Genomic DNA, 25,855 nt, shown 5'->3' with positions numbered 1-25,855 from the left:
AACGTGACCTGGCCGGAGACCGAGCTTGTAGATCGCGCTGTGCGCGGCGAGCCCGACGCTACCTCCGCCCTGCTGAGCAGCGTTCAGCCAGGCATCGTGCGCTACTGCCGCGCCCGGCTAGGCAAGATCGGCGGCGGGTTCACGACGGCAGACGATATATCCCAGGAAGTGTGCATAGCGATCCTCAAGGCGCTGCCGAAGTACCGGCAGCAGGGTGTGCCATTTTCCGCCTTCGTCTACAGCATCGCGGCCCGAAAGGTAACGGATGCGCAGCGCGCCGCGATAAGACAAGCGGCGCCCGCACCTGATCCGGCCTTTGAGCGACCCGATCCCGACCCCGGGCCGGAGCAGCGTGCGGTCGCCGCCGACCAAGCCCGCCTGCTGGGCGTGCTCCTGGAACACTTGCCCGAGACGCAGCGCGAGATAGTGGTGCTGCGTGTCGCGGTGGGGCTAAGTGCTGATGAGGTGGGCAGCACCCTGAACATGACGCCGGTCGCGGTCCGGGTCGCCCAGTCACGGGCGCTCGCCAGGCTGCGGACACTGGCGGCTGACGTCTTCGGCGAACCTATGGAAAGGAGGGCAGCATGACGGTCGAGCACGATGATGAACTCCTGTCTGCCCTCGGCAGCGGTTCGCCCGTGGACTCCGATGACCCGTTGACGGGCCTCCTGCACGCGTGGCGCACCGAGGTCGACACCGACATCCCACCCCTGCGCCTGCCCTCCCCAAGTCCCGCTGGCTCGCTCGCCGGTGGCCACGTCCCCGCGCAAAGCGGCCTAGCGCTCGACGGATTCGGCGCTGGTTCCACCGCCGGCGACGGACGGCCCGGCGGTGGGAACCGGCGTAAGTGGCTTGGTGGCTGGCGGTTGCCGCGCCCGGTGATCATCGGGGCGATCGCCTCGGCGTTTGTGTTTGGCGGGCTGACCGCGGCCGCCGCGTCGGCGGAGCCTGGCAGCCCGTTCTGGCCGATCACGCAAATCGTGTTCAGCGACAAGGCAAACAGCAAGCTCGCCGAGCAGGAGGTGCTCGCGCTACTCGAACAGGTGCGCAAGGCTTCGCCGCAAGAGCGCCCGGCTCTGGTCGCCACGGCGCGGGAGAAGATCGCGCGTATCAGCGACCTGACGGTCCGCGAACGGTTGCTCGCCGAGCTTGAAGCGCTGATCGCCGCCGCACCCGCTCCCGCGAACTCGGTGCTGCCGGTACCCTCGCCGACACCGTCCCAAGTGGACGGTCCGGGAGCGACACCGTCACCAAACACGCCGACGCCTTCTAAGACCGGCGGGCTGTTGCCACCGATCCTGCCCAGCCTGCTGCCCTCGCTGCCGTTGCCGCTGCCCGACCTGCCGCTGCTCGACTAGCCACTTCTTGCGGCATCTTTACATCGACATGCTTACGCGGCCAACATCGGCATGACCTTCTATCCGGATGAGAAAAGTAGCGTTACTGGCCTCGGTGGTGCTGGCGTCAACGTTGATCGCCGCACCGGCCAGCGCACGGGACTCGCTGAATATCCCGCGCCAGGTCAACGGTCACCGCACCAATGTGGGGCTGCTCATCCTCGGGCACAGCACGAGTGATCAGGGTGATTATCCGCAGAAGCTGGCGCAGGCCCTCAACGCCAACGCCTCCGACGGCCGCCACTATCAAGTGTTTGAGCTCATCACTGGTGGCGATGGCGGTTTCTTGTGGAGCCAGGCGAAATTCACGCCCACGGACCTGCAGTTTCACCGGGTCGCCGGATCGAACGCGCTTCAGTGGTGCACGGACAGTCAAGGCAACAGGTGGTCTGCCCGGCGCGTACGCGTTGACCGGGCGCTCAGTGGCAGTGCCGATCCCACGGGCGGTGCTTGCCCGAACACGGCTCCAGCCAACATCAGCTGCTCCTATTACGACAGCACGGGTCTCAAGACCACCAGCGGCTGGAGCACCTGCTGGCAGAAGATGGACGTCACGCTCGCGCTGATCCAGGACACCACCAACCGCAGCTGGCCTATCGACGACTACAACAGCGACGGCCTCGTCAACGCGGGTGACTTCTGGCCCGCGTCGCGCATCAACGACGCGGCCGAACCGTGCACCAACGGCCGTCCGGGAGTCGTGAATAGCAACATCGACTGGACGTGCGACAACGTGCTCACGGGAGCTGACGCACCGCATGTGGTCTACGCCGGGTGGCTGGAGAAGTTCTCGCTGGCGTTGCTCAACACACATGGGGTGGACCACGTGTTCGTCACGCAGAAGCCGTTGGAGTTCGGGGCGTCGTGCCCCAACTATCCGGTCAGTGAACAGGCGAACTGCCGGATGCACACCACGCGTACGCCGACGGTGTCACGCCCGTTCGACCACTTCTACAACCCGCTGGTGTACTGGGAATACCGTGCCGTGCAACAGCTAACCACCAAGGCGACACTGGACCCGCGCATCCACCTGGGCGAGATATCCTTGCAGCGCCTGCACTCGCGCAGTGACGACTGCTACGACGTGGGCATCACCACGTGGGCGATTCCCGCTAGTGCGGGCCGTCCCGCGAGCATCACAGCCGACGACGCGGAGTTCCAAAACGGACAGGAAGTCGACGCGGAGAACACCGGCTGCATGCGCTCAGATCACATCCACCACAATGCCAACGGTGGCTGGCTGATGGCTGACGTCTGGTACGAAGGCCTCACGCCTTACCTGTCCTAACACGACAGTAGGGGCGGCCTCAGCGAAGAGGCCGCCCGCTTGCCGCGCGCTATGCCGGGTCGATGATGACTTCGGCTTCGAGGTCGAGGACGGCTTGGTAGTCCTCGTCGAGCTGACGCTGGTCGGTGTTGATGAGGATGACCCACGCCAGGCACGTGAACAGGTCGACCGTTTCCGGCACGACGGTTCCGTTCTCGCGCAACAGTTTGATCCAGTTGAACGACGGCAGCGACTCCACCTTTTGCAGCACTTCGCCGTTACGCAGGATGCCGGTGGTGTGGGCGCACACGAACACGCCACGCAGCCGGTGCAGCAGGTCGAAGCCCTGACGGAATTCGCCCCGCATGCGGTGGTCGACCGTGCGCTTGATGTGGTTGGACCCGGTGGCCAAGTCACTGACCATCTGGTGTCCACCGCCGGAGGGGCGGGCGGCGACCTCGATGAGCCGCGGCCCGTCGGGCGTCATCATGATCTCGGCGTGCCCGCAGCCGAGGCGGATGCCAACGGCGTCAAGCACTTGCTGCGTGTAGGGCCACAGCGCGACGACCTCCGGGTGGTCTTCTTCGAGGAAGTCGATCGCCCGGTAGATGCCGATCTCGTCACCACGGCTGATCTTCGTGTACCGGCACACGTCGACGAGCGTGTGCTTACCGTCGACGCTGTAGGTGTCCACGAGATATTCGGTGCCCTCGGCATACTCCTGCACGAGGACTTCCTCGTTGTAGGTGCCGATTTTGTTGGTGCTGCCCAGGATGTGCTGGAATCTGGTGCGCCAGTCTCCGCCCTCGGGCACGATGTGCACGTCGTCCCCACCGGCGCCCTTGGGCGGCTTGATGACCAGCTTCTTACCGGAGAGCCCGGAGGCCTTAATCCACTCATCGATCGCGTTGGGATCGTTGCTGGAGAAGAAGCCCAGGCTGGGCACGCCGTGCGCGGCTAGCGCGGCATACATGGCCCGCTTGTCGCGACGAGCCGCGCTGGGACCGGTGTTGCCACTGCCCGGGAAAAGCTTATCCAGCAAGGCATCGTGCAACTCCACGCCGGACTCGGAACCGGGGATGAGGAAGCAATCCGGCTCATAGGCCCGCAGCTTTTCGGCGAGCGCGTCGAGATCACCCTCGAAGTAGTGGATCTCTTCGTAGTTTTCTGGCTGCCACGTGGCCACGAAGGCTGGCACCGGTTCCAGGCCGCTGAGCACGGCGATGGGCACCGCGCCCGCTTCCCGGAACGCGGGGCCGTATTCGGCACCGGTCGACAATGGATCGACGATGATGGCGTAACGAGTCATCAAGGAACCTCCTAACTGGCCGACGCGGCGGTGGCGAGGGCGGGTGCGGGCTCGGGAGCGGGCTTACGCATGCCGAACCAAGCGGCGGCGACGCCGACGAGACAGGCCAGGCCACACCACACCCACACCATGTCTCCGGTGCGGTTGAACAGCATGACCCCGATGATCGGGCCGAGCGCCGTGCCCAGGCCAAACATCGCGTGCGCGGCACCGATGTAGCGGCCCCGCAAGCGTTCCGGGCCAGCCATGCCCGGGTAGGCGAACATCGTGGGGCCGCCCCAGATCTCGGCGAGCGTCCACACGAGCGTGCCGACAATGAAGACGGCCGGAATCCAGGGCAGGGCATAGATCGCCAGACCGCCGCCCAGGAGCACGAAGCCCAGCATCGCCACGAACCTTGCCTGCAGGTTCTGCACGAACTTGGTCAGCGCCAGTTCACACGTGATGACGATGAAGCCATTCAGCGCGACCGCCGCGCTGAACCACCACGTGCTCAGGCCTTCGGCCTTGATAGCGAGCGGAAGCGTCGCCAGGTACTGGATGTAGACGGCCGCGTTGACGAACATGCAGAACAGGAACAGCACATAGCGGTAGTCGGCCAGCATCGCGCCATACCCGGCCTTGGGAGCCGCGGCAGACTCGGCTGGAGAATCTCCTGCGGGCGCGGGCTTAGCTCCGGGCAACGCCAGGAACGCGACGGCCGCGAAGGCAAGGGCCGCAACGGCTTCGCCCCAGAACAGCAAGTCCCAGGACACGGCCGCGAGCGCGGCACCGATAAGCGGAGCCGCCGTGGTGCCCAGGTTGAGCGCCAGCCGGTACATCGCGAAGATCATCACTTGCCGGTTCTGCGGCGTGAGTTCCGACAGCAGTGCCGCTGACGCCGGGCGGTAGAACTGCCCGACGGTACCGACGATCGTGATGATGACGAGCATCGCCACGTAGTTCGACACGTACAGCACGGAAATCACGAACGCCGCGGTGCCGAGCATGCTGACGAGCACGGAGTTGCGCGCGCCGATGCGGTCAGAAAGCGCGCCACCGATCAGCAGGCCGACGACCGAACCACCGCCGTAGAAGCCAAGCGCGACACCGGCTTGCACCTCGGTGAACCCGATGTCGGTGAGGAACAGCACCAGGAACACCTGGATGAACCAGCCCAGCTTGTTGACGAAAACGCCAGCGAGCAAGGCCTTCACCGATCTGGGCGACTCCTTGAAGGTCGCCCAGATGCCGGCTGACTCAGTTACCATTTGAGACCGTCCTGAAGGGAGTCAAGCGCCGAGCGGCACTCGTCGATAGACGAAGCGACCGCGGTGGCGTAAGCGATGCGGCCGATGAGCGTGCCCTTGGGCGGCGGTGACGCGGTCGCGCCCGGTTGCATGAGCGGCACGAGAAGGTCAGCGCCTTCAGGAACAGTCGAGAACGTGACGTCTCCCAGCACCGTGTCGTCCTCGGCCGGGTAGAAGAACCGCACTCCACCGCATTGCGAAAGCGAAGGCGTGACATCGGGTGCCCGGCCACAGGCGACCGCCGCGGCGTTGAGCCCCGGGTCGACCCCGTTGGCGCGCATGCCGAGATAGGGAATCATGTCGCCGCCGATGCGCCCGTTGACCTCGATCACTTTAGGTCCAGACGACGTCATCATGATCTCGGTGTGGGTGACGCCATCGGTGAAGCCGAGCGCCTCGTGGGTCTTCTGCAGCATGTCCAGCAACGAGGCGTCCTGCCACAGGGGGTCGTTGGCGTCGACGTAGTGCCCGACCTCCTCGGCGTAGGGGAAGTAGCCAAGTTCCTTGCGCGCCAAGCAGAACGGGTGCGCCTTGCCCTGGTAGACGGCCGAGTCGATGCTGATTTCATAGCCATCGGCGAACTCTTCGGCGAGCACCTTGACGTCATAGTGCGGCGCCTCGGGAGCGGTCGTGTCGTGGGCGAAGTCCCACTGCGCCTTGAGTTCGTCGGGGTCGTTCACCTTGACCACACCGAGGCTGGCCGCCAGGGCACGTGGCTTCAGGATGATCGGGTACCCGATTTCCGCGGCCGCGGCGAGAGCGTCATCGACGGTGTCCACCAGAATCGACCGTGGCTGTGGCACCCCGGCCGCCTCAAGTGCTTGGCGCGTCAGGTGCTTGTCCCGGCAACGGTTAATCATCAGGGGATCGCCGCCGGGCAGGCCCAGGGCGGCAGCCGCGTGTGACGCCTGCAGAATCCGGGCCTCGTCCCAGCACAGCACTCCGTGGACAGGGTCCTTCGCGTTAAGCGAGCGAGCCGTCTCGGACAGCAGCGAAGCGTCCAATGTGGTCTCAAGAACGGTCCACCCGGAGATGTACTCCTTTTCCCACGTCGGTTCGGCGTGCAGGAACATGTGGATCCGGTACTGGGTGCAGATGCTCCGCAGGAGGTATTCGCGGAACAGCCGCATCCCAGTGGCAATGACCAGCAAATGTGGGCGGTCATCCATGGTTGAGCTCCCTTACTTCTTCTATGGTTGAGACACCTGTCGATCCGTCGATTCTGCGCCATTGCTCGGCGATCCGGAGCCGGCCGTCGTCCAAAACGGTTGGGACGTAGACACAACTCCCGGCGACGAGGTCGCCGTTGCCGAAGGCCAGGCAGTAAACGCCATCGACACAGCCGTCTGGGCGGCAGACCCCGACGAGCCAGCCGCTGCGCAGCCAGCCACCGGAGAACTCCACCGAGACGAGGTCACCCTGCTGCCGGAACACCCCGCGCGGGGTGTCCGGCGTCGGCGTGACGGGCGGCGAAACCTTGGTAGGCACGAAGACCCGCCCGTCGTAGCTAACGGTCATGGCTTACCACCGCACTGACGTCAGCTCGTCGGCGATGCGGAAGACCTCCTCGCCGGTCATGGAATTGATGACGCGTGCCGCCCGCACCGGCAGCTGGGTCAAGCCGGCGTTGGTCAGCCCGTGGCTGTACCGGCTGTGGTTCAGGGCGTAGATCCGGTGCCCGTTCATGCCTTTGAAGCTGACGGCATAGTCGGACTCGACGATCATTTCGTTGTCGTCGTCGAGGTCGAGCCGCTCGCGCAGGTCGTCATCGAAGGGCATCGGAACGCTGCGCCGGCCGGCCGCCACGACGACATAACGCGCCGGGTGCTCTTCACGCCGGTCAGGTGCCGTGCACCTCAGGACGAGGCCGTCTCCATCCTCCGCTATGCCGGTCACGTCACGGTACGGAAGCAGCGTCACCGGGTAGCGCCCGAGTTCGAGCATGCCGTCGTAGTTGGCCTGATAGAGCGCCCTCAACGCTCCTGGGGTCAGCGCGTCGCCGGTGAGCTTGTGATCGGCGATGAGCTGTTTACGGGTCGATCGCGTGAGTCCCTGCAGGAAGTCCACATGCGACGGACGGTACATATCGTTGGCGATAGGCGAGTCGTCGATGCTCTGGAACCACTGCTTGCGCCCGAACCACTGGATGTTGGTGAAACCGGCTCCCAGCAAGCGGAACACGCACTCGACGCCGGTCTGGCCCGCACCCACCACGGCCACCGGAGCATCGCGATCCGTCATCGCGGGCAACCGCTTGCGCAGATCGTCGGCGATGAACACCTTGTCAGCGGGCATCCCGGAGAACTCCTCCGGCAGGAACGGCTGCGTGCCGACGCCGAGGACCAGGTGCTCCGCTTGCGCCATGACACGGTCCCCGGAATACACAACGAAACCGTCATCGGTAAGTGAAATCTTGTCAATATTTACGCTGTAGTAAATATCGTTGATCTGCTCGGCGGCCCAGGTCAGGTAGCGCTGGTATTCGATGCGCGGGATGGCGTCGAACTGCGCGTTGAGCAGGGCGTAGAGCCGCCCGGTCGTGACCAGGTAGTTGTGGAAGGTCAGCTTGTGGCGGGGGTCCACAAGCGACACCAGGTCCTTGAGCCAGCCGGTCTGCATGCGCACGCCGGAGTAGAGCAGGTCGGAGTGCCAGGCTGGTCCGGGCTGCCGGTCAAACAGCGCGATCCGCTTGGTGGTCGCCGTCTCGAACAGGGCCGCGAGGCTGAGGTTCGATGGACCCGCGCCGATGCCGACGGCGAAGTAAGAGGGGTGGTCTGTCATAGTGGGGATCTCTCCTTTTGTGATGAGGGGGAGAACAACAGCGTCGGCGGTCACCGGCTGCTTGTTAGCGCTCTGGCTGCTATTTGGCTAGCGGCCAGAGCGGTCTTTACCGAGCCGCCCGACCCTCCGGTAAAGGTGTAGAGGCGGTTGTCGACAGGCCGTAGCCGAAGACCCGGTTGGCTGGTGTAGCAATCAACGCCCATCCGGCGGGCCACGACCGGGCCTAGGCGCAACTCAGGGAAGCGGGCAGCCGCGAGCTTCGCCGCTTTTTCTTCAAGACCTTCCGCTGGTATGCCGTGAGCCGGCGCCACATCCCAGTCTTGAGTGGGCAGACCGAGGAGCAGCCCGCGGGCGGAGGGACGCCCGTAGAGCCCGGAGATCTCGTCCACGAAAACCGGCGGCAGCCAGCGGCCCGTGCGGTAGATCGTGTACTGAATCGCCTTGGTCTGGTAACCGTCATCTGAATACCCGTTGCGGCGCAACAGTTCCGGCGTCCAGGCACCCGTCGCGAGCACGACTTTGTCATAGCCCTTGTGCGGGTGGGTCAGGTTACCTTCGCGGACAGTCGCGCGGCGTGCCACTTCGGTCAGCACGTGGCGCCGCAAACTCGCCGGCGAGATGTAGCCGGCTAACCGTTCCACGATCGCGACCGCTCCCTGCGGCGTCCCGTGCCAGCCGAGTTTGAAGGCTGGTTTGAGTTCCGCCGACCCGTTCAGGGCACTGTCCACTTCGGACACCGCCGCGGCGACGGCCTGGTTTGGCCATTGCAGGTAGGCCGATCCGGTGCGGTGATAGTCAGCCCAGTCCCGCAGGACCCGGCTGTCTAACAACTCCATGAGGCTGGTCAGGGCAAGGGCGCGTTGCTCTGGATCGCTTTCGTAGCCGCGCACTCCGCCGCCGGAGGCCTCGGTCGCGTCGAGGTCGCGGTGCGTGCCCGCGAACACGTCCACTTGGATGCCCGGTTGCTGAATCAGCCGCCAGGCCAGCAGGCTTCCGGCGATGCCACCGCCGATCACACAGACATGCATCCCGTCACTCCCCTGTCAGAGCGCTTCGGAGCGTCCCGTCGACCTGCTCTCCCGTTTGCAGCAGAGTGATCAGGCCACGGGCCGCCAAAGCAGCGTCGAATCCCTTGAGCCGCAAGGCGTCGAGACTGCGCACGCGTTCAGCCTCGCGCAGCGGTTCGGCCAGTTTGTGTGGCTCGTGCGTACCGTCGAGAAGCGGTGCGACCAGGTCGCGAAACGCGGCGAACGATTCGCGGGTGAAGTCGCTGGCATAGCGGTCCGGGCGGTCCCACGCGAGGTAGAGGCGGACGATCCGCGGGTCTTCCTCACTCAGGATCTCGTTGGCCCACACGGCATGGTTGCGGCTGGTCGAGAACTTCAGCCCGTCGAGGGTGTAGAACTCGTTGGCCACCACTCCCGACAACGGAAGCGGGTCAATGCCCATCGCCGCGAACACGGCCGGCCAGTAGAGGGCGTACCAGAACGAGTTGTCCATGCCGTGGAAGTGCCAGAGCTCGCTGACCTCCTGCCACGCCGCCCGGTAATCGTCCACGGTGGACGCTCGCGGGTTGACACCGCGGGCGATGTTGACGAGGTCGGTCAGAGCGACCTCGGTGTAGGGGTCGAGCCGCAGTCCCGCGAGCGGCCCGGTTCCCGGGATGCCCCAGTTGGTGGGATAAGCGATGGGCACATCCGGCAAACCGGCCTCAAGGTGATGCTGGATCAGACGGCGCACGCGGCTGGGCAGTTCGGCCCGCATCCACATGGCGGTCAGCTGCTCACGGAATTCCTCCATGCGCAGCACGGGCAGCGTCGTGGTGACCGTGTGCGGTTGCCCGCCACACGCCGTACACACAGGGTCGATCAGATCCTGGGCACTGGTGAAGGCACCGCATCCCTCACACGCACCGCCAGCGGCACCTTCGCGGCACCAGGAACATCGCCCGGCGACATAGAAGTGATGCAGCGTCATGTCACACGACGGGCAAATCTTCAGATCAAAATCCATCATGGGTACTCGGCCAGACGCGACAAGCCAAGCGGCTAGCCCAGCGATGGTCTCGTCGTGGTCGGGCTCGAGCGGATCGGTGAACAGGTCGTAGTTGATGCCGGCCCGCTGATACGTCTCGGTGATCTGGCCCCGGAACTCTTCCATCATGGACTCGACGGACACACCCTCGCGTTGCGCCCGGACGAGCACATAGTTCTGATGGATGTCGAGTCCCGTGGACACGAGCACCTCGGCCCCGCTCGCGCGTGCCGCCCGAGCGGCGATGTCAGCCGCGATGTAGGGCCCAGAAAGATGACCCACATGAAGTGGGCCGTTGGCGGTGGGCTGCGGCATCGTGATCACGGTGAGCTGGCGGCCTGTCATGGCTGGCCTTCCACGACGCCATCGGGCATCCAATAGGCGCTAAAAATCAGCAGTGGCTCGTCGGAGGTGTTGTGCACGATGTGCGGCTCCGTCGTGCTCATGAGGAACGCCGAACCCTGCTTGACCACGGTGCGCGTCCCTCCAGATTCGACAGTCGCCTCGCCTCGCATGACGAGGGAGAGCTCAATTTCTGGATGCTGGTCGAGCGGGCTGTTACCGCCCGGCGGAATGCAATACCACATCGCTTTGAATGGGAAATCATTAGCTTGCGAATACTGCTCCCATCGGGCTACATCGACAATTCCGACCGCATGATTCTGCGTTTTCGAATAGTCGAATTTCTGCACCTGAACCGCCTTTCTCTCCGCAGCCCTCACCGGCCAGTGGGCACGGTTGTGACCAGCACCGATCAGGGTGGGTTGGGTCGGAAAGGGCGGCGCGGCAAGGGGTTCGGCCGCGACCGCCGCACATTGTTGATCCTGACAACATTTAACGTTCCGTCAACGTCAATGAAAATGCACAACGGTCGCGACGTCAAGCTATGTACAGATTTCGACATTGAAACTAATCGAATGACTGGCAAAAATGTCAATTAATCGTGAATGATCCACTTCAAAATTGATGTATGCCAATTCTGCATTTCATCACGCGATAATGTGGTGGCCATTACGGACAGTCGCGATCACCGCTTGAGCGCCTAGGTGAGCAGGGCAGACCTGTGAAGATCAGGCATTGCTCGACCAGATATAGGCATGCAACGATGAAGCACCCTCGATGGAAATGGGAGCCTCATCATGCGGCGAACCTTGCGTATGGCTGGCGTCGTGGCGGGGCTGATCGCCCTCACGCTGACGGCGACAGCCAGCTGGGGCCATGACCCCAACAGCCCCGAAGGCAAAGAAGAACTTCGCAAGATCATGGCCGACCATGAACCAGCGGTGCGTTTCGGCGATGGCCTGAGCGCTCAGGCGGCGGCCACGTGTTCCGGTGGTTCAGCGGGCGGATACCCGTGCAGCAACATCGATCTGCTCAGCGTGCTTCCGCTGTCGGCTATGGGCGGCGGCAACGGAAACAGCATGTGGGGGTGGACCGACTCCACGACCGGCAAGGAGTACATCATCTTTGGCCGGAGCAACGGTGCGGCGTTCATCGACGTCACCGTGCCCACAGCACCTGTCTACTTGGGCAACCTGCCGTCACACAACGGCACCTCTAGCTCATGGCGCGACATCAAGGTCTACGCCAACCACGCCTTCATCGGCGCGGACTCCATCAGCACGCACGGCATGCAGGTCTTCGACCTGACCCGGTTGCGTGGCGTGACCACGCCACAGACGTTCACGGCGGACGCGCGCTACACTGGCTTCGGCAACTCGCACACGCTCGCGGTCAACGAGCAGACGGGCTACATCTTCGCTGTCGGCACCAACACGTGCAGCGGCGGCGTCCACTTCGTCAACGTGCAGAACCCGAAGAACCCCGTTGGCGCCGGCTGCGTCAGCAATGACGGTTACGTGCACGAGAACCAGTGCGTGATCTACAACGGCCCGGACACCACCTACGTGGGCCGCGAGATCTGCTTCAACTACAACACCGACACGCTCACGATCGTCGACGTGACCAACAAGGCGGCGCCGGTTCAGTTGTCGCGCACCGGTTACACCGGCTCGGCGTACACCCACCAGGGCTGGCTGACGCCAGACATGACCAGGCTGACGATGAACGACGAGCTCGACTCGGACTCACCGGGAACGCGCACGTTCATCTGGAACGTCTCGGACCTCAACGCCCCCGTCAACTCTGGCGTCTACATCTCCCCCACCAACACGGCGACCGACCACAACCACTACATCATCGGCACGAAGATGTATCAGGCGTCGTACCGTGGCGGACTGCGGATTCTGGACACCACGAACCTGGCGTCCAACAGCATCACCGAGCTGGGCTATTTCGACATCTACCCCTCAGCGAACGGGACCGGCTTCAACGGCGCGTGGAACACCTACCCGTTCTTCGCCAGTGGCACGATCGCCATCAGCGGGATCGAGCAGGGCCTCGTGCTCGTGAAGTACAACCCCGGCGGCGGTGGCCCCGACCCAGTGACCGTTTGGCAGGACACGTTCGAAACCGCGACGGGCTGGACGGCCAACCCCAGCGGCACCGACACCGCGACAACCGGAACGTGGGAACGCGGCGACCCGGAGGCGACCTCCTCCAGTGGTGCCAAGCAACTCGGCACGACGGTCAGCGGAACGAACTGTCTGGTGACAGGACGGCTCGCGGGCTCTAGCGCCGGTGCGTATGACATCGACGGTGGCGTCACGAGCATCAGGTCGCCCGCGGTCACCTTGCCGTCAACGGGAGTCCTGCGCGTGTCGATGTCGTGGTACCTCGCGCACGGCAGCAACGCGTCGAGCGCGGACTTCTTCCGGGTCAGCGTTGTCCACAATGGAGGGACGACGCAGTTGTTCAACCTCAACGCGGGAGCCAATGACCGCGACGGGGCTTGGGCGACGGGCACCTGGGATCTGTCGGCTTACGCCGGCCAGTCGGTCCGCATCCTGATCACAGCGGCCGACGCTTCTAGCGCGAGCTTGGTCGAAGCCGGCGTGGATGATGTCAAGATCACTCAACAGTAAACTGATCTATGGCGTCATCGGTGCCGTTTTCCTGGCAACCGTGGTCTACGTGCTGGCCGTCCTTCCCGGACGGTCAGCACGTCCTTCCGAGGCGGCGCCATCGCCTTCTCCCGTCGCACACAGCGATGGCCTGACGGACAGCTTCTCCGGCTATCTCATGCGCGCCGTCACGCTGCCCTCGCAGCGCGGCAAGGCGGTGCCGATCGCCTTCCAGATCTTTGGCCCCGACGGCATTCCGCTGGAGAAATACCAGACCGTCCAAACCAAACAGCTGCATCTGTACCTCATCCGCGATGACCTGAGCGGTTACCAGCACTTGCATCCCGAGCTTGGCGAAGCGATCTGGAAGACCACGGCTGATATCGCTGACGGCGGGTCCTACCGGCTGTTCGCGGAATTCACACCTGAGGGCTGGGACGCCTTGCACCCGGTGATCCTGGGGCTGAACTTCATCATCACGGGCGACACCCAGGTGCGCCCGCTGCCCGCCCCGGCGGCTTCGGCCACGGTGGACGGTCATGTCGTCAGCCGCCTCGATGGCACGACTCACCTCAAAGTCAACGAGGGTGCGCTGCTTCGCTTCGCGGTCACTGGCGGCACGCTGGAGCCCTACCTGGGCGCGGCGGCACACTTGTCCGCTTTCGAGGTCCGCACGGGAGCTTTAGCTCACCTGCACCCGGGCACCGAGGAGATCGCCTTCCACACCCAATTCGCTAACCGCGGTGAATACCGGCTGTTCCTGGAGTTTCAAAGCGGCGGCAAGGTGCACGAAGCAGCCTTCACCATTTTCGTAACCTGAGCACTTCTCCTATCCTGAAGGCTTCTTGCCGCAGGACGGGGTGTAATGATCGAGTTTCGGCTGCTGGGGCCGCTAGAGGTGCTGGCCTCCGGGGAACTGGTGGATCTGGGCGGCCCAAAGCAGCGCCGCGTGGTGGCCGCCCTGGCATTGGAGCCGGGGCGGGTCGTCTCGGTGGACCGGCTGGCCAGCGCGGTGTGGGAAGAGGAGCCGCCGGCCACGGCCCGCCGTCAGGTGCAGAACGCGATTTCGGCGCTGCGCCAGACGGCCCTTGGCCCGCTGCTCGTCGCCAGGGACCCGGGCTATTTGCTGGACGCCGCTGGGCACGAGATCGACGTGCAGCGTTTCGATGACCTGGTGTCGGCCGCCTCGGCACAACGCAAGAGCGGCGACATCGCCGCCGCGGCAGGGTCGCTCACGGCCGCGCTGTCGTTGTGGCGCGGTGAGCCTCTCGACGGCATAGGTGGGCAGGCCGCGGAAACGGCCGCCACGAGACTGACCACCAAGCGGCTCAACGCGTTGCTGGAAAAGGCGAACTGCGACCTGGACCTCGGCCAGCCCGACGTCGCGGTGGCCGAGCTTGCGCCAGCCGCCGATCAGTTCCCGCTCAACGAACCGCTCGCCGCGCTGCTGTTGCTCGCGCTCTATCGCAGCGGCAAGCAGGCCGAGGCGATCGCCCGCTTCCACCGCACACGGCAGATTCTGGCCACGGAACTCGGCATCGATCCCGGCCCCGAGTTGCGCAAACGCCACGAACAGATGCTGCGCAACGATCCGGCCCTGGACTTCAAAGCGCCCGCGACCGGGCGCAACGATCTGCCGCGCGACACCCCGCACTTCACCGGACGCACCGCTGAACTATCCGCACTGCTGTCCACTTTGGACGCCGGGCAGACCGTTGTCATTCAAGCGATTGACGGCATGGGAGGCGTGGGCAAGACCGCTTTGGCCGTGCACGCCGCGCACCAATTGAGCCCCAAGTTCCCCGACGGGCAGCTGTTCATCGACCTGCACGGGCACACGCCGGGGCAGGCCGCGGTTTCCGCCGAAGGGGCGCTTGACGTTTTGCTGCGTGCTCTCGGAGTACCCCCTGGTGGGTTGCAGACCAAGGATGAGAAGGCCTCGCGCTGGCGGGCGGAGCTGGCTGGCAAGCGGATCCTGGTCGTTTTGGACAATGCCGCTGATGCCGCGCAAGTGGCGCCGCTGCTGCCTGGCGCACCCGGATGCACGGTTTTGCTGACGAGCCGGCGCCGGCTGGTCGAGCTCGATGACGCGCGAACCCTTTCGCTGGACGTGCTTTCCGCGGCTGACGCGATCGCCCTGTTCACCGCGAGCGCGGGGGCGCAACGCATCGGTGGCGATAACGAGACCGTCGCCGAGATCGTGCGCCTGTGCGGCTACCTCCCGTTGGCGATCAGCATTGTCGCCGCGCGGCTGCGCCACCGTCCTACCTGGACGCTCGCCGCGCTCGCTGAGCGGCTGCGAGATGAACACCGGCGCCCGGCCTTGCTGGAGCACGAGGGACAGGGGGTGTTCACTGCACTGTCCCTGTCTCAGCACTATCTTTCCGAGCAGCAGCAACGTTTTTTTCGCCTCCTCGGGCTGAACCCGGGGCCTGACATTGGCGTGCACGCCGCCGCAGACCTGGCTGGGCTGCCATTGCTGGAAACCGAACTGTGCCTCGAAGAGCTGGTCGACATGCACTTCCTGTTGCAGCACGAGGCGGGCCGCTACCGGCTGCATGACCTGATCCGCGACTACGCGCGGGCGATCGTCGCTGAGGTGCCACCATCCGAACAAGACGCCGCTCGCGGCCGCTTGTTTGACCACTATCAGAACGCGACCCTGACCGCGGCTGGATTCGTCGCCCAGGGACAGGTCAACCCGCGGCTGCCAGAACAGTTCAGCCGGGCCGACTTCATCCGCACCGAGGAACACGCGCGGGCGTGGCTGTCCACCGAGCTGGCCAACCTGATATCCGTTGCGGGGCAAGCTAACGGACTCGGCCAACACGAAACGGCCTACCTGATCGCCGAAGGCCTGCACGGCTATCTCGATCGCGCGGGGCGCCTGCGCGAAGGGCTCGTGCTCACCGGACACGCCCTCGCCGCGAGCGTCCACCTGTCCACTTTGGCGCAGGCTAGCGCTCGCCTGGCCCACGGCAAACTGCTGGGCCTCGTGGGCGATAACGATGGCGGGATCGCGATTCTCATCGAGTCGCTGGACCTGTTTCGCGCCGAGGGCAGCGATGCGCACAGCGAGTGTTCGGCCGCGAATGCCCTCGCCATCATGCACGCCAAGATGGGCCAGTTCGACGAGGCGTTCGGTTACTTCGCGCTCGCGCTGAGCGCCGCCGAACGCGCCGGAGACCGGGCCCGCGAAGCCGTTATCCACAACAACATGGGCCGGGTCGCCAACGAGCTGCGCCGCTTCGAATCCTCGCTCGCGCACCTCAAGCGCGCCCTTGAACTGGCCGAGGAAACCGGTCAGCTGCACGCTGCCAACCTCGCCCTGGGCAACATGGGCATCATCCACGGGCAGCGCGGCGAGCACGCCGAAGCCGTGCGGTTCTTTGAACGGGCGCAACAGATCTCGCGAGAGCAGGGATTTCGCTCCTCGGAAGCACGCGACCTGGGCAACCTCGCCAAAGCCTTGTTCCTCATGGGACGCAAGGAAGAAGGACTGCGGAGCCACCTTGAAGCGATCGCCATTCAGCGGGAGATCGGCGACCTCTACGGCGAGGCGTTCTCGCAGAACAACCTTTGCGCGGCTTATTGCGAACTCTCGGCGTACCAGCTGGCGGCTGAGTCGGGACAGCGGGCCGTGAGCATCATCGAGAAGCTGGAGATTCGCGGCCTTGCGGGCGAAGCCCTGACGAACCTTGGCCAAGCACACCTTGCCCTGGGCGACCCGGTCCTGGCCCGGGAGCATTGGGAAAAGGCGCATGCGATTCTCACTGATCTTGGGGATCCGGACGCCGAGGTCGTGGCGAAGAAGCTGGCTGAACTTTGCTGAGGGGCGGTCACCCGCCCCCACAGCCCCCGTTACCCCGACAGCGTGTGCCAGCGCGTCCTCGATTCGTCCTCGGTCGCGGCGGCGTGAGCTGGACCACACGGAACCCCTCGCGCAAGGACGTTACTCACGAGTAGCATTCGGGTCATGCCTACCCCACGTCACGTCCGCGAGGTCGTCTTCGTCGACGGCGTACGCACGCCGTTCGGCAAAGCAAATGGCGGCCTTTATAAGGACACCCGCGCCGACGACATGGTCGTGCGCTGCATCCGCGAGCTGCTGCGCCGCAACCCACAGCTGCCGCCTGCCCGGGTCGACGAGGTCGCCATCGCCGCGACCACCCAGATCGGCGATCAGGGTCTGACCATCGGCCGCACCGCAGCCCTGCTCGCCGGGCTGCCGAACACCGTGCCCGGCTTCGCCATCGACCGCATGTGTGCGGGCGCCATGACCGCTGTCACGACGGTCGCCTCCGGCATCGCCATTGGCGCCTACGACGTCGCGATCGCCGGTGGCGTTGAGCACATGGGCCGCCACCCGATGGGTGAGGGCGTCGACCCCAACCCGCGCTTCCTCGCTGAGAAGCTGGTCGACCCGTCCGCCCTCGTCATGGGTGGCACTGCCGAGAACCTGCACGACCGCCTTCCCGCGATCACGAAGGAGCGGGCCGACGCGTTCGGCCTCGCCTCCCAGGAGAAATTCGCCAAGGCGGTCGCCGACGGCAAGATCGATGGCGACCTGGTGACGGTCGCTCTGCGGGATGCCGAAACCGGCTGGGGCCTGGCGGTAGAGGACGAGGCTCCACGCCAGACGAGCATGGAGAAGCTCGCCACCCTGAAAACCCCCTTCCGCCCGCACGGCCGGGTGACCGCGGGCAACGCGGCCGGCCTCAACGATGGCGCGACCGCTTCGCTGCTCGCGGCCGAGGATGTCGCAATCGAGCTGGGCCTGCCGATCGCCATGCGGATGGTGTCGTTCGGCTTCGCCGGGGTTGAGCCTGAGGTGATGGGCATCGGCCCAATTCCCTCCACCGAGAAGGCTTTGGCCAAGGCGGGACTGTCCATTTCAGACATTGGCTTGTTCGAGCTGAACGAAGCGTTCGCCGTGCAGGTGCTCGCTTTCCTCGACCACTACGGCATCGCCGACGATGACCCCCGCGTTAACCCCTGGGGCGGGGCCATCGCCGTCGGCCACCCACTGGCGTCTTCAGGCGTACGCCTCATGACGCAGCTGGCCCGGCACTTCGCCGAGCACCCCGAGGTGCGTTACGGCCTGACCGCCATGTGTATCGGCATCGGCATGGGCGGCACTGTTATCTGGGAGAACCCGCACTTTACTGGGGAGAAGTCGTGACTGAGCTTGTTACCGAGGCCAAGCTTCGGCTGGTGCGCGTGCCCGGTCTGGACAAGCCGGCCGCACTGATCACTTTGGACAATGGCAAGGACCACACGAAGCCGAACACGTTTGGCCCAGGCGGTCTGGCGTCGCTGGACCGTGCGATCTCCGAGGCGCTTTCGGGCGATCCTTCGTTCATCGCCATCACCGGCAAGCCCTACATCTTCTGTGTGGGTGCGGATCTGACGTCGTTCGCCTCGCTGGAGTCCCGCGAGGACGTGCTCTCGATCGGCCGCACGGGTCATGCGGTTTTTGGGCGGTTGCGTGAGTCGTCGGTGCCGACATTCGCGTTCGTCAACGGTGCCGCGATGGGCGGCGGGCTTGAGGTCGCGCTGCACTGCCACTACCGCACCCTTTCCACCGGAGCGGCGGCGCTCGCGCTGCCCGAGGTCATGCTCGGCCTCATCCCCGGCTGGGGTGGCACGCAACTCCTGCCCAACCTCATCGGCATCCTGCCGGCGATTCAGGTTATCGTGCAGAACCCGTTGATGCAGAACAAGATGCTCAAGCCGAAGCAGGCCTTCGAGATGGGCATCGCCGACGCTTTGCTGGAGCCCGCCGACTTCCTTGAGCAGTCGCTGGCATGGGCCGCCTCGGTCGTGCGCGGTGACGTTTCCGTGTCACGGCAAGAGGTTGACAAGTCGGAGATGTGGGACGCGATCCTCGGTTTCGCCCGCGCGGAACTCGACAAGCGCCTGCACGGTGCCGTGCCTTCAGCCAACAAGGCGCTGGAGTTGCTGGCCTCCGCCAAGGATGGCCTGAACTTCGACGCTGAAGTGGAAGCACTGGCCGACCTCGCGATGACAAGCGAGCTGCAAAACGGGCTCTACGCCTTCGACCTCGTGCAGCGGCGGGCGAAAAAGCCCGTAGGCGCACCGTCTCCGGCGCTGGCCGCCACGGTGACGAAGGTGGGCATCGTCGGAGCGGGCTTGATGGCCGCTCAGATCGGCCTGCTGTTCCTGCGCCGCCTCGAAGTGCCCGTCGTGCTGACCGACCTCGACCAGGAACGGGTCGACAAGGGTCTGGCCTATGTGCACGGCGAGATCGACAAGCAGGTCGCGAAGAAGAAGCTTCAGCCCGGCAAGGCCGCCAAGATGAAGGCGCTCGTGTCCGGCTCAGTGTCGAAGTCCTCCTTCGCCGACGCGGAGCTCGTCATCGAGGCCGTGTTCGAAGAGCTTTCCGTGAAGAAGCAGGTTTGGGCCGAGGTCGAAGAAGTCGTTTCCCCCGAAGCGATTCTGGCGACGAACACCTCTTCGCTGTCCATCACCGCCATGGCCGCCGATCTCAAGCACCCCGAGCGCGTGGTCGGCCTGCACTTCTTCAACCCGGTAGCGGTCATGCCGCTGCTCGAAATCGTCCGTGGCGAGCGCACCAATGACGTTGCGCTCGCGACGGCATTCTCCGTCGGCAAGAAGCTCGGCAAGAGCTGCGTGCTGGTCAAGGACGCCCCCGCGTTTGTCGCCAACCGCATCTTCGCCCGCTTCCTCGGCACCATCTGGGCCGCGGTCGACGAGGGAACGCCGTTCGAGGTGGCCGACCGGGCCCTCGATCCGCTCGGCATGCCAATGCGGCCGTCGGAATTCCTTGCCCTGGTTGGCCCAGGAGTCGGCGCGCACGTCGGGAAGATCATGCATGACGCCTTCCCGGACCGCTTCCCGCTGAGCCCCAACATGGAAATCATCGCGAAGTCGGGCCTGCCCGTTCGCGTTGACGACGGCATCAACCCAGAGCTGCTGGCGTTGCTCAAGCAGGGCTCGCAGGCCTCGACCGAAGAGCAGGTGCGCGACCGGGCGCTCAAGGCCCTGGCTGAAGAGATCACCATCATGCTGGAGGAAGGTGTCGTGGCCGAGGCCGCCGACATCGACCTGTGCATGATCGTGGGTGGCGGCTGGCCCTTCCACCTCGGGGGCATAACACCCTATCTGAGGCAGCACGGCTACCTGTGATTTTCCTCCGCTGGGCCCTTAACCGGGCCCAGCGGCTTATATCGTCAGATCGTGCTGGCTGACTATCAAACGCTTGACCCGTTGCAGGTCCGCATCGACACCCACGTTCGCTACAGCGAGCGGGCAGACGATGTGGAGGCCACTGTTATCGCCGCCCTTCCGTTGCGGGAGGGCCATTGTGTGCTCGACGTCGGTTTCGGCACCGGTTCGTTCCTGCGCCGCCTGGGCGCCTCTTATGAGCTGACCGGAGTCGACACTTCGGATGCCGCATTGTCCTCGGCCTCGGGCTTTTCCGCCCGCTGGGCCGATGCTCAGGATCTTCCGTTCGAGGACCGCAGCTTCGACGTGGTCACGGCACGGCACATGCTCTATCACGTGCCTGACCCAATTCGGGCTATCGCTGAGGCACGCCGCGTGCTGCGCTCCGGCGGCACCTTCGCCGCTGTGGTCAACATCTTCGACACGACACCGGGCTTGTTCGGGCTCGTGTCTGGTGCGGTTTCGGCACACGGCATCGATGTCGAGTTCGACGTGCCGGTCCACTCGGGTAACCTGCCCGACATGGTGGCCGGCGTCTTTGGCAACGTGACCGTTCAGCAGCACGACAACGCGCTCGTCTTCGACTCTCCAGCACCCGTCATCGCCTACGCCGTCTCGTGCCTCGACGGCTTCGGCGTCACCGCGGAACACCCGCTTCGGCCGTCCATTGTGGACACCATCGCCACCATGGCCGAGCAGACGCCGGTGCTCCGCGATCCCAAGGGTTACGTGATCGTCACCGCTACCCGATGAAGAGTTCGGTTCCGGTGAACTTGACCTGATGCACGCCGCCTGGCGCGAGGCAGGACAACAGGAAACCGAGACCCGCCAGTGAAGTCACGTCGACGTGTGCTCCGGTGTAGGCGTAATCGATCACCTGTCCGGTGAAGACGCCTATGCCGAGCACGATCGAGCTGGACAGCTCGATAAGCGAATACTCACCGTCGCTCCAGTAGATCTCCTGGTAAAGGGTGAACTGCTGGCCGAAGCAGCTGCCCGGGCCGTCGCCAACGATGCGGAACGTGGCGCTGAGACCACCCGTGCAGTTCTTGAGCTTGCCTGACCCGATGACGTGCTTGTCAGACATGATCGCGGACAGGTAAGGCGCGTAGTCGAGGGTGACCTCATAGGCGCAGCTAAGCGGCGGAGACCCGGCGGCGCTGGCGCTTGCCGCGGGGACAAGAGCGCCAGCGAGGGCGAGGGACACGGCCGCGATAGCGGAGGCTAATTTCATTCGCCCATAGATACCGTCAAACGCGTGAATGAACTGGATGAGACACTGACGGTTAGCCGACTCTTCTCGGCAACGCGACCGTGACTTCCATGCCCCCGCCCTTGAGCGCAACGGCGCCAACGGATCCACCGTGCGCCTGGCACACCGCGTGCACAATGGACAGACCCAAGCCTGAGCCACGGGCGCCGGTGCGCTCACGGCCACCCCGGCGAAACGGCTCGAACAAACCCGCCACGTCTGCCTGGTCCACCTCAAAGCCCGTGTTGCCAACGACGAGATGCGCGTAGTCACCCTGGCAGCTGCTCGACACCCACACACGGCCGCCAAAGTGGTTGTAGCGCACCGCATTTTCGATGAGGTTACCGGCCAGCCGCTCCAGCAGATTCGGATCGCCCGTCACCGGCGCCTTGCCCAGCTTCGTCGACACCTCGATATTCACCCGCTGGACCTCACCGTCCATTGCCGACAGTGCGCCCGCCACACCGTCGGCCAAATCCAGCGGCTCGTTGCGCAAGCCTGTCCTGGCTTGTGAGCGCGCTAGCACGAGGAGAGCATCGACGAGGGCGTTGGCGCGGGTCGACGCGTCGCGCACCACATGCGCCATCCGCTTGAGTTCCGCCTCGTTGACGTCGGGGTCGGAAAGGGTGACGTCTACCTCCGTACGCATCACGGCCAGCGGAGTGCGCAACTCATGCGAAGCGTTGGCCACAAACCGTTGCTGCGACGTGAAAGTAGCCTTCAATCGGTCGAGCATTTCGTCAAAAGTGTCCGCCAGTTCCGCGACCTCGTCGTCGGTGCCGGTGTACTGGATGCGCTGGTCCAGGTTTTCGCCACCGAGCCGTTGCGCCATGGCCGTGACCTGGTGCAGTGGCCGCAATGCCCGGCCCACCACGACATAGGCCCCGACAACGCCAATGATCGTGATGGCCAGCACGGCCAGACCGCCCTTGGCGAACAATTCCGTCTCGGCACGGTCCGTCACCGTCTGCTGCCAGTCTTGCGCCGCGACCATGCTGCCGTCGGCGAGCACGACCTGGGTGCCGGGAGCGAGTGAATCAGCCGGGTGCAGGGCGTCGGTGACGAGTAGCCACGACAGCACCACGAGCAGCACGCCTGCGCCAGCCAGCAGCAACGCGTTCAGCAGCGTCACCCGCAACCGCAAGGTTGGGCGCAATCCCTTACGACTCATGACGGCTCGACCACGCGATAGCCAGCCCCGACAAGGGTTTCGATGAGCGGTGGCTGGCCAATCTTCATGCGCAGCGTGCGCATCGTCACGCGTACGATCGTCGTGAACGGATCGGTGTTGGCGTCCCAGACCCGCTCGAGCAGCTCCTCGGTCGACACGACCGCCCCACGTGCCCGCAGCAGCTCCTCCAGTACTCCGAACTCCTTATTGGACAGATCGATCAGCGCACCGCCTCGCATGACGATTCGCTTGGCAGGGTCGAGTTCCAAGTCGGCGATCCGCAGCACCGGTGGTGTCACGGGGGTCGCCCGGCGGCCCAATGCCTGCACGCGGGCGACCAGTTCGTCGAACGCGAATGGCTTGGGCAGATAGTCATCGGCGCCCATCCGCAAGCCTTCGACCCGGTCAGCCACCGTGCCGCTGGCGGTCAGCATGAGCACGCGGGTGAGGGCACCGGAACCGACCAGCTCGGCACAGAGCTGATCGCCGTGCATCCCAGGCAGGTCGCGGTCGAGCACCACGACGTCATAGCGCGTAACAAAGGCCATCTCGTGTCCGGTGCTGCCGTCATAGGCCACATCGACAGCCAGGCCATGCCTTCGCAAACCGCGCACGATGGCATCGGCTAGCGCCTGTTCGTCTTCCACTACCAGCACCCGCATGGCTGGCAGGTTATCTCGCGGGTGCCACCCGCCAAACTCCGATTTGACCGTCTTGTGTAGTGCATGCCAAGAAAGGCGATTCATACGTGCATTCGTTTGGGAGCAACGGGATCGAGCCGATCGGCAGCAATCCGCGCTCACCGAGGCGGGCCAGCCGCGTTCCCGTCAGGCCACGCTGGGCCAGCAGGGCCGGCCCGCCCACGCCGCCGGGCCAGCCGGAGTAGACGATTTCCCAGCCCGCGAGGTTCACCAGGACCGAACCGTTGGCTGGATCGACGACAGCGAGGTCGCCCGGGTGGCCCGTGCGGAAGAGCCTGTCATGGCGCCACTCGACCCAGCCATCCTGTGGGACCGGCCAGCGCGTCTGGCCGTCGCGGCTTAGCACCTCAACCGAGGCACCCTGATTGGCGAAGGACTGCACGCAGATGACCGGGCCGCAATCGCGTTCGTAGGACTGGTTTTGCTCCGCTTGGTCGTAAGAGACGTTCAGCGTGCCGCGGTCAACGGCCATCCTGGAAAGCGGGCCCGGCCAGGTCTCGTTGCCGCCGTCCTGCCGTTCCATCAGCTCAAGCACGATCTTGTCGGCACCCGGGTTGAGGTAGACGTCCTGGCTGGCGGGCACGTCAATCCGCACGGGCTCGTGCGCGGGAGCACCGGAGGGCACCTCGTAGGTCCGCAGGAGTCCATCCACACCAAGCGCCACGATCGCGGGCTTGGCGGCGTGAAAGACATCGAGCGCGACGGCACGCTGAGATGGCAGGCTAAACACCCGCTTGAGTGTCGAAATCTCAAACACCTCAACGGATTGGTCATCGCGCAGCGCCGCGAGATAGCCGCCGAACACGGTCACGTAGGAATCGCTGGACCAGACGCGTTCCCCGGTGATGAGGTCTATCGCGATCGAATAGGGCACCGCGCCACCGGCGCCTGGGCGTTCCCCCGACAGCACCAGCAAATGCTCCGCGGGCTGCGGCTGCATCCTGCTGGCTGACGCGTCACCGGCTATGTGCCAGCGCTTCGTCCCATCTGGGGCGTAGCCAGTCATCCCAAGCCCGTCGGAAAGAACAATCACCCCTTGGTGCATCAGGAGTCCCTCAGTGCTGTTACCTGGCAAGAACGCCAGGAACTGCACCGGACTGGGCTCCGGCAGCGAGGCAGTGGTGAGAAGAGGCACACACGCGAGTGCGGCCACCACGGCCGCGAGAAGCTTCCTCCAATAAGGAGGAAGAGGGCGGGACATCTCGACGTCAGGCTCAGCCGCCGGAGGGCTGCCCAGGTCGATGATCACCTCGCGCACCCTCCCACCATAGCCGCCATATGCCGATCTTCTGCTCGGGCAGCTGACAGGTGAGCAAATCGTCAAACATCCGGCAGCCAGTCGCGCGGAAAGGGATGGTCTGAAGGTGCTTAAGCCCCTTGGCATCCAGCAAGGCGAACTCCGTTTGCCGGAGATCGGTGCTCTTGCGCTCCAGCAGCGCGACGCCTTGTGGTGCGGCCAGCGCCGCGATCTGCCACCCACGCAACTCCAGCAGCCTGGCTCCGGTGCGGAAGTCGGCTATCCAGTTCTCGCCGTTCTCATGGTGAATCAGCAGGCCCATCGCCGTGGGAAACGCCCCGCCGGTGTTAGGCGGCGTCCACAGTTTCTCCCCGGTCTCACGGTCCACAATGGACATCTCGAAATCCCGGCCAAAGGCGCACAACACCGGGCCACAATCGTTGGTAGCAAACGGTTCATCCGGCCCGAGCGGCTTCTCCAGAAACGCCTTGCGGTCAATGACCGTCGCCTCCGCGAGGTCACCGCCGTCGGCGTAGAGGCGAATCGTGTCCGGGTCCCAGCCGATGAACCGCCACTTCAGGCCGCGGCTGGCCACCGCGATCGACCGCAGCTTCGCGCCGGTGGCGAGTTCCCATTCCGTGAGCACCTGATCCGCGCTAAGGGTGAAGACTTTGCCCGCTTCGGGATCGGCAGCGGCGATAGCGTACGGCGGGATCGTCCAAACCGTTTCCTGGGTGGTGATCCTGCGCACCGGCGAGGGTCCGCCGCGCCCGTCATTGCTCAGGACCACCATCAGATCCCCGGCGATCGTCGCGTTTCCCAGCTCGCGCCACTTTTCCTGGCCGGTCGCGGGATCCAGCGCCACCGAGACGGCCTGGGTTTGGCTCACCTCCATCGCGGCCACGATGAGCCAAGCGTGCTGCCGTTCGATGCCGAACCCGTTGCCAAAGCGGGTCTCCGACCGCCACCGAATCGATCCGTCGAGTGCGTGAGCCACGACCTGCCCGCGCTCTAAGCGAAAGATCAAGCCATCGGCCGCACCGAAAACACCCTGGCCACCCGGGTCATCGAAAGTCACCAGGTGGACCAGCTCGGGCTGCGGCCGGGCCTGAGCAGCCGTGGCGGTCAGCACGGTGAGGACGGCGATCATCAAAGCGGCCAGCTTCTGGCGCCGGCTGGCACGCGGTGCTGGCTCGCATTCCAACGGGTCAGGCTCGCTCAGGTCGATGACAATCTCCGTCACCG

The 25,855-nt window shown here is 64.9% G+C and carries 22 protein-coding genes; 9 read left to right on the top strand and 13 right to left on the bottom strand.

What is annotated here, in order from left to right; all coding sequences use genetic code 11:
- The first annotated feature begins 3 nt into the window (after positions 1-3).
- The 3 genes from shbA to A3E1_RS0125410 all read left to right on the top strand — a co-directional run bounded on the left by shbA (position 4) and on the right by A3E1_RS0125410 (position 2,685).
- On the top strand, positions 4-588 hold the full coding sequence (gene shbA / locus A3E1_RS0125420) for an RNA polymerase sigma factor ShbA (protein WP_157631721.1): 585 nt from the start codon (positions 4-6) through the stop codon (positions 586-588).
- Positions 585-1,358, top strand: coding sequence for an anti-sigma-D factor RsdA (locus tag A3E1_RS0125415; protein WP_020523611.1), 774 nt, complete (start codon positions 585-587; stop codon positions 1,356-1,358). Before shbA ends, A3E1_RS0125415 begins: the two co-directional genes overlap by 4 nt.
- A gap of 67 nt (positions 1,359-1,425) precedes the next feature.
- Entirely contained in the window at positions 1,426-2,685 is a 1,260-nt protein-coding gene (locus tag A3E1_RS0125410; protein WP_157631720.1) for a hypothetical protein, read from the top strand.
- A 49-nt stretch (positions 2,686-2,734) separates the two neighbouring features.
- On the opposite strand, the gene A3E1_RS0125405 is transcribed toward A3E1_RS0125410, so the two are convergent.
- The 8 genes from A3E1_RS0125405 to A3E1_RS41980 are packed head-to-tail and all read right to left on the bottom strand — an operon-like array spanning position 2,735 to position 10,769.
- Entirely contained in the window at positions 2,735-3,973 is a 1,239-nt protein-coding gene (locus A3E1_RS0125405; RefSeq protein WP_020523609.1) for an ATP-grasp domain-containing protein, read from the bottom strand.
- Positions 3,974-3,984: 11 nt separating this feature from the next.
- Positions 3,985-5,223 carry an MFS transporter gene (locus tag A3E1_RS41990; protein WP_020523608.1) on the bottom strand — a complete coding sequence of 413 codons (1,239 nt, stop codon included), beginning with the start codon at positions 5,221-5,223 and terminating at the stop codon, positions 3,985-3,987.
- A complete protein-coding gene (locus A3E1_RS0125395) occupies positions 5,217-6,431 on the bottom strand; it encodes an ATP-grasp domain-containing protein (protein WP_020523607.1) in 1,215 nt (404 codons plus the stop codon). The genes A3E1_RS41990 and A3E1_RS0125395 overlap by 7 nt, the downstream gene beginning before the upstream one ends.
- A complete protein-coding gene (locus A3E1_RS0125390) occupies positions 6,424-6,780 on the bottom strand; it encodes a hypothetical protein (RefSeq protein ID WP_020523606.1) in 357 nt (118 codons plus the stop codon). The genes A3E1_RS0125395 and A3E1_RS0125390 overlap by 8 nt, the downstream gene beginning before the upstream one ends.
- A 3-nt stretch (positions 6,781-6,783) precedes the next feature.
- On the bottom strand, positions 6,784-8,043 hold the full coding sequence (locus tag A3E1_RS0125385) for a lysine N(6)-hydroxylase/L-ornithine N(5)-oxygenase family protein (RefSeq protein WP_020523605.1): 1,260 nt from the start codon (positions 8,041-8,043) through the stop codon (positions 6,784-6,786).
- Between the two features lie 50 nt (positions 8,044-8,093).
- A complete protein-coding gene (locus A3E1_RS41985; protein ID WP_020523604.1) occupies positions 8,094-9,071 on the bottom strand; it encodes an NAD(P)/FAD-dependent oxidoreductase in 978 nt (325 codons plus the stop codon).
- A 4-nt stretch (positions 9,072-9,075) separates the two neighbouring features.
- Entirely contained in the window at positions 9,076-10,422 is a 1,347-nt protein-coding gene (locus A3E1_RS0125375) for a class I tRNA ligase family protein (RefSeq protein ID WP_020523603.1), read from the bottom strand.
- On the bottom strand, positions 10,419-10,769 hold the full coding sequence (locus A3E1_RS41980; protein WP_020523602.1) for a cupin domain-containing protein: 351 nt from the start codon (positions 10,767-10,769) through the stop codon (positions 10,419-10,421). The genes A3E1_RS0125375 and A3E1_RS41980 overlap by 4 nt, the downstream gene beginning before the upstream one ends.
- A 447-nt stretch (positions 10,770-11,216) precedes the next feature.
- Between A3E1_RS41980 and A3E1_RS41975 the strand changes: the two genes are divergently transcribed.
- The 6 genes from A3E1_RS41975 to A3E1_RS45060 all read left to right on the top strand — a co-directional run bounded on the left by A3E1_RS41975 (position 11,217) and on the right by A3E1_RS45060 (position 21,002).
- Positions 11,217-13,061, top strand: coding sequence for a choice-of-anchor B family protein (locus A3E1_RS41975; protein ID WP_157631719.1), 1,845 nt, complete (start codon positions 11,217-11,219; stop codon positions 13,059-13,061).
- Positions 13,039-13,860 carry a hypothetical protein gene (locus A3E1_RS0125360; RefSeq protein ID WP_020523600.1) on the top strand — a complete coding sequence of 274 codons (822 nt, stop codon included), beginning with the start codon at positions 13,039-13,041 and terminating at the stop codon, positions 13,858-13,860. The genes A3E1_RS41975 and A3E1_RS0125360 overlap by 23 nt, the downstream gene beginning before the upstream one ends.
- A 45-nt stretch (positions 13,861-13,905) precedes the next feature.
- Positions 13,906-16,872, top strand: coding sequence for an AfsR/SARP family transcriptional regulator (locus tag A3E1_RS41970; protein ID WP_020523599.1), 2,967 nt, complete (start codon positions 13,906-13,908; stop codon positions 16,870-16,872).
- A 144-nt stretch (positions 16,873-17,016) separates the two neighbouring features.
- A complete protein-coding gene (locus A3E1_RS0125350; protein WP_020523598.1) occupies positions 17,017-18,222 on the top strand; it encodes a thiolase family protein in 1,206 nt (401 codons plus the stop codon).
- Entirely contained in the window at positions 18,219-20,210 is a 1,992-nt protein-coding gene (locus A3E1_RS41965) for a 3-hydroxyacyl-CoA dehydrogenase NAD-binding domain-containing protein (protein WP_020523597.1), read from the top strand. Before A3E1_RS0125350 ends, A3E1_RS41965 begins: the two co-directional genes overlap by 4 nt.
- A gap of 51 nt (positions 20,211-20,261) precedes the next feature.
- Positions 20,262-21,002, top strand: coding sequence for a class I SAM-dependent methyltransferase (locus tag A3E1_RS45060; protein ID WP_020523596.1), 741 nt, complete (start codon positions 20,262-20,264; stop codon positions 21,000-21,002).
- Here the strand turns inward: A3E1_RS45060 and A3E1_RS0125335 are convergent.
- From A3E1_RS0125335 to A3E1_RS0125315, 5 genes are read right to left on the bottom strand one after another with little or no spacing between them, the layout of a single operon-like run.
- A complete protein-coding gene (locus A3E1_RS0125335) occupies positions 20,992-21,483 on the bottom strand; it encodes a hypothetical protein (protein ID WP_020523595.1) in 492 nt (163 codons plus the stop codon). The two genes, A3E1_RS45060 and A3E1_RS0125335, sit on opposite strands and share 11 nt — an antisense overlap.
- Positions 21,484-21,535: 52 nt before the next feature.
- Positions 21,536-22,672 (bottom strand): sensor histidine kinase, encoded by a 1,137-nt coding sequence (locus tag A3E1_RS0125330; protein WP_026208832.1) that lies wholly within the window; start codon positions 22,670-22,672, stop codon positions 21,536-21,538.
- Positions 22,669-23,334: a response regulator transcription factor gene (locus A3E1_RS0125325; RefSeq protein WP_020523593.1), complete on the bottom strand. Its 666-nt coding sequence runs from the start codon at positions 23,332-23,334 to the stop codon at positions 22,669-22,671. Before A3E1_RS0125325 ends, A3E1_RS0125330 begins: the two co-directional genes overlap by 4 nt.
- Positions 23,335-23,344: 10 nt before the next feature.
- Positions 23,345-24,631, bottom strand: a complete 1,287-nt coding sequence (locus A3E1_RS0125320; RefSeq protein ID WP_020523592.1) for a hypothetical protein — start codon at positions 24,629-24,631, stop codon at positions 23,345-23,347.
- Positions 24,588-25,853, bottom strand: a complete 1,266-nt coding sequence (locus A3E1_RS0125315; protein WP_020523591.1) for a PQQ-binding-like beta-propeller repeat protein — start codon at positions 25,851-25,853, stop codon at positions 24,588-24,590. Before A3E1_RS0125315 ends, A3E1_RS0125320 begins: the two co-directional genes overlap by 44 nt.
- Positions 25,854-25,855 lie beyond the last annotated feature (2 nt).

This window comes from Catelliglobosispora koreensis DSM 44566 (assembly GCF_000379685.1).
GTDB classification, from domain to species: Bacteria; Actinomycetota; Actinomycetes; order Mycobacteriales; family Micromonosporaceae; genus Catelliglobosispora; species Catelliglobosispora koreensis.
This window is presented reverse-complemented; position numbering and strand designations above follow the sequence as displayed.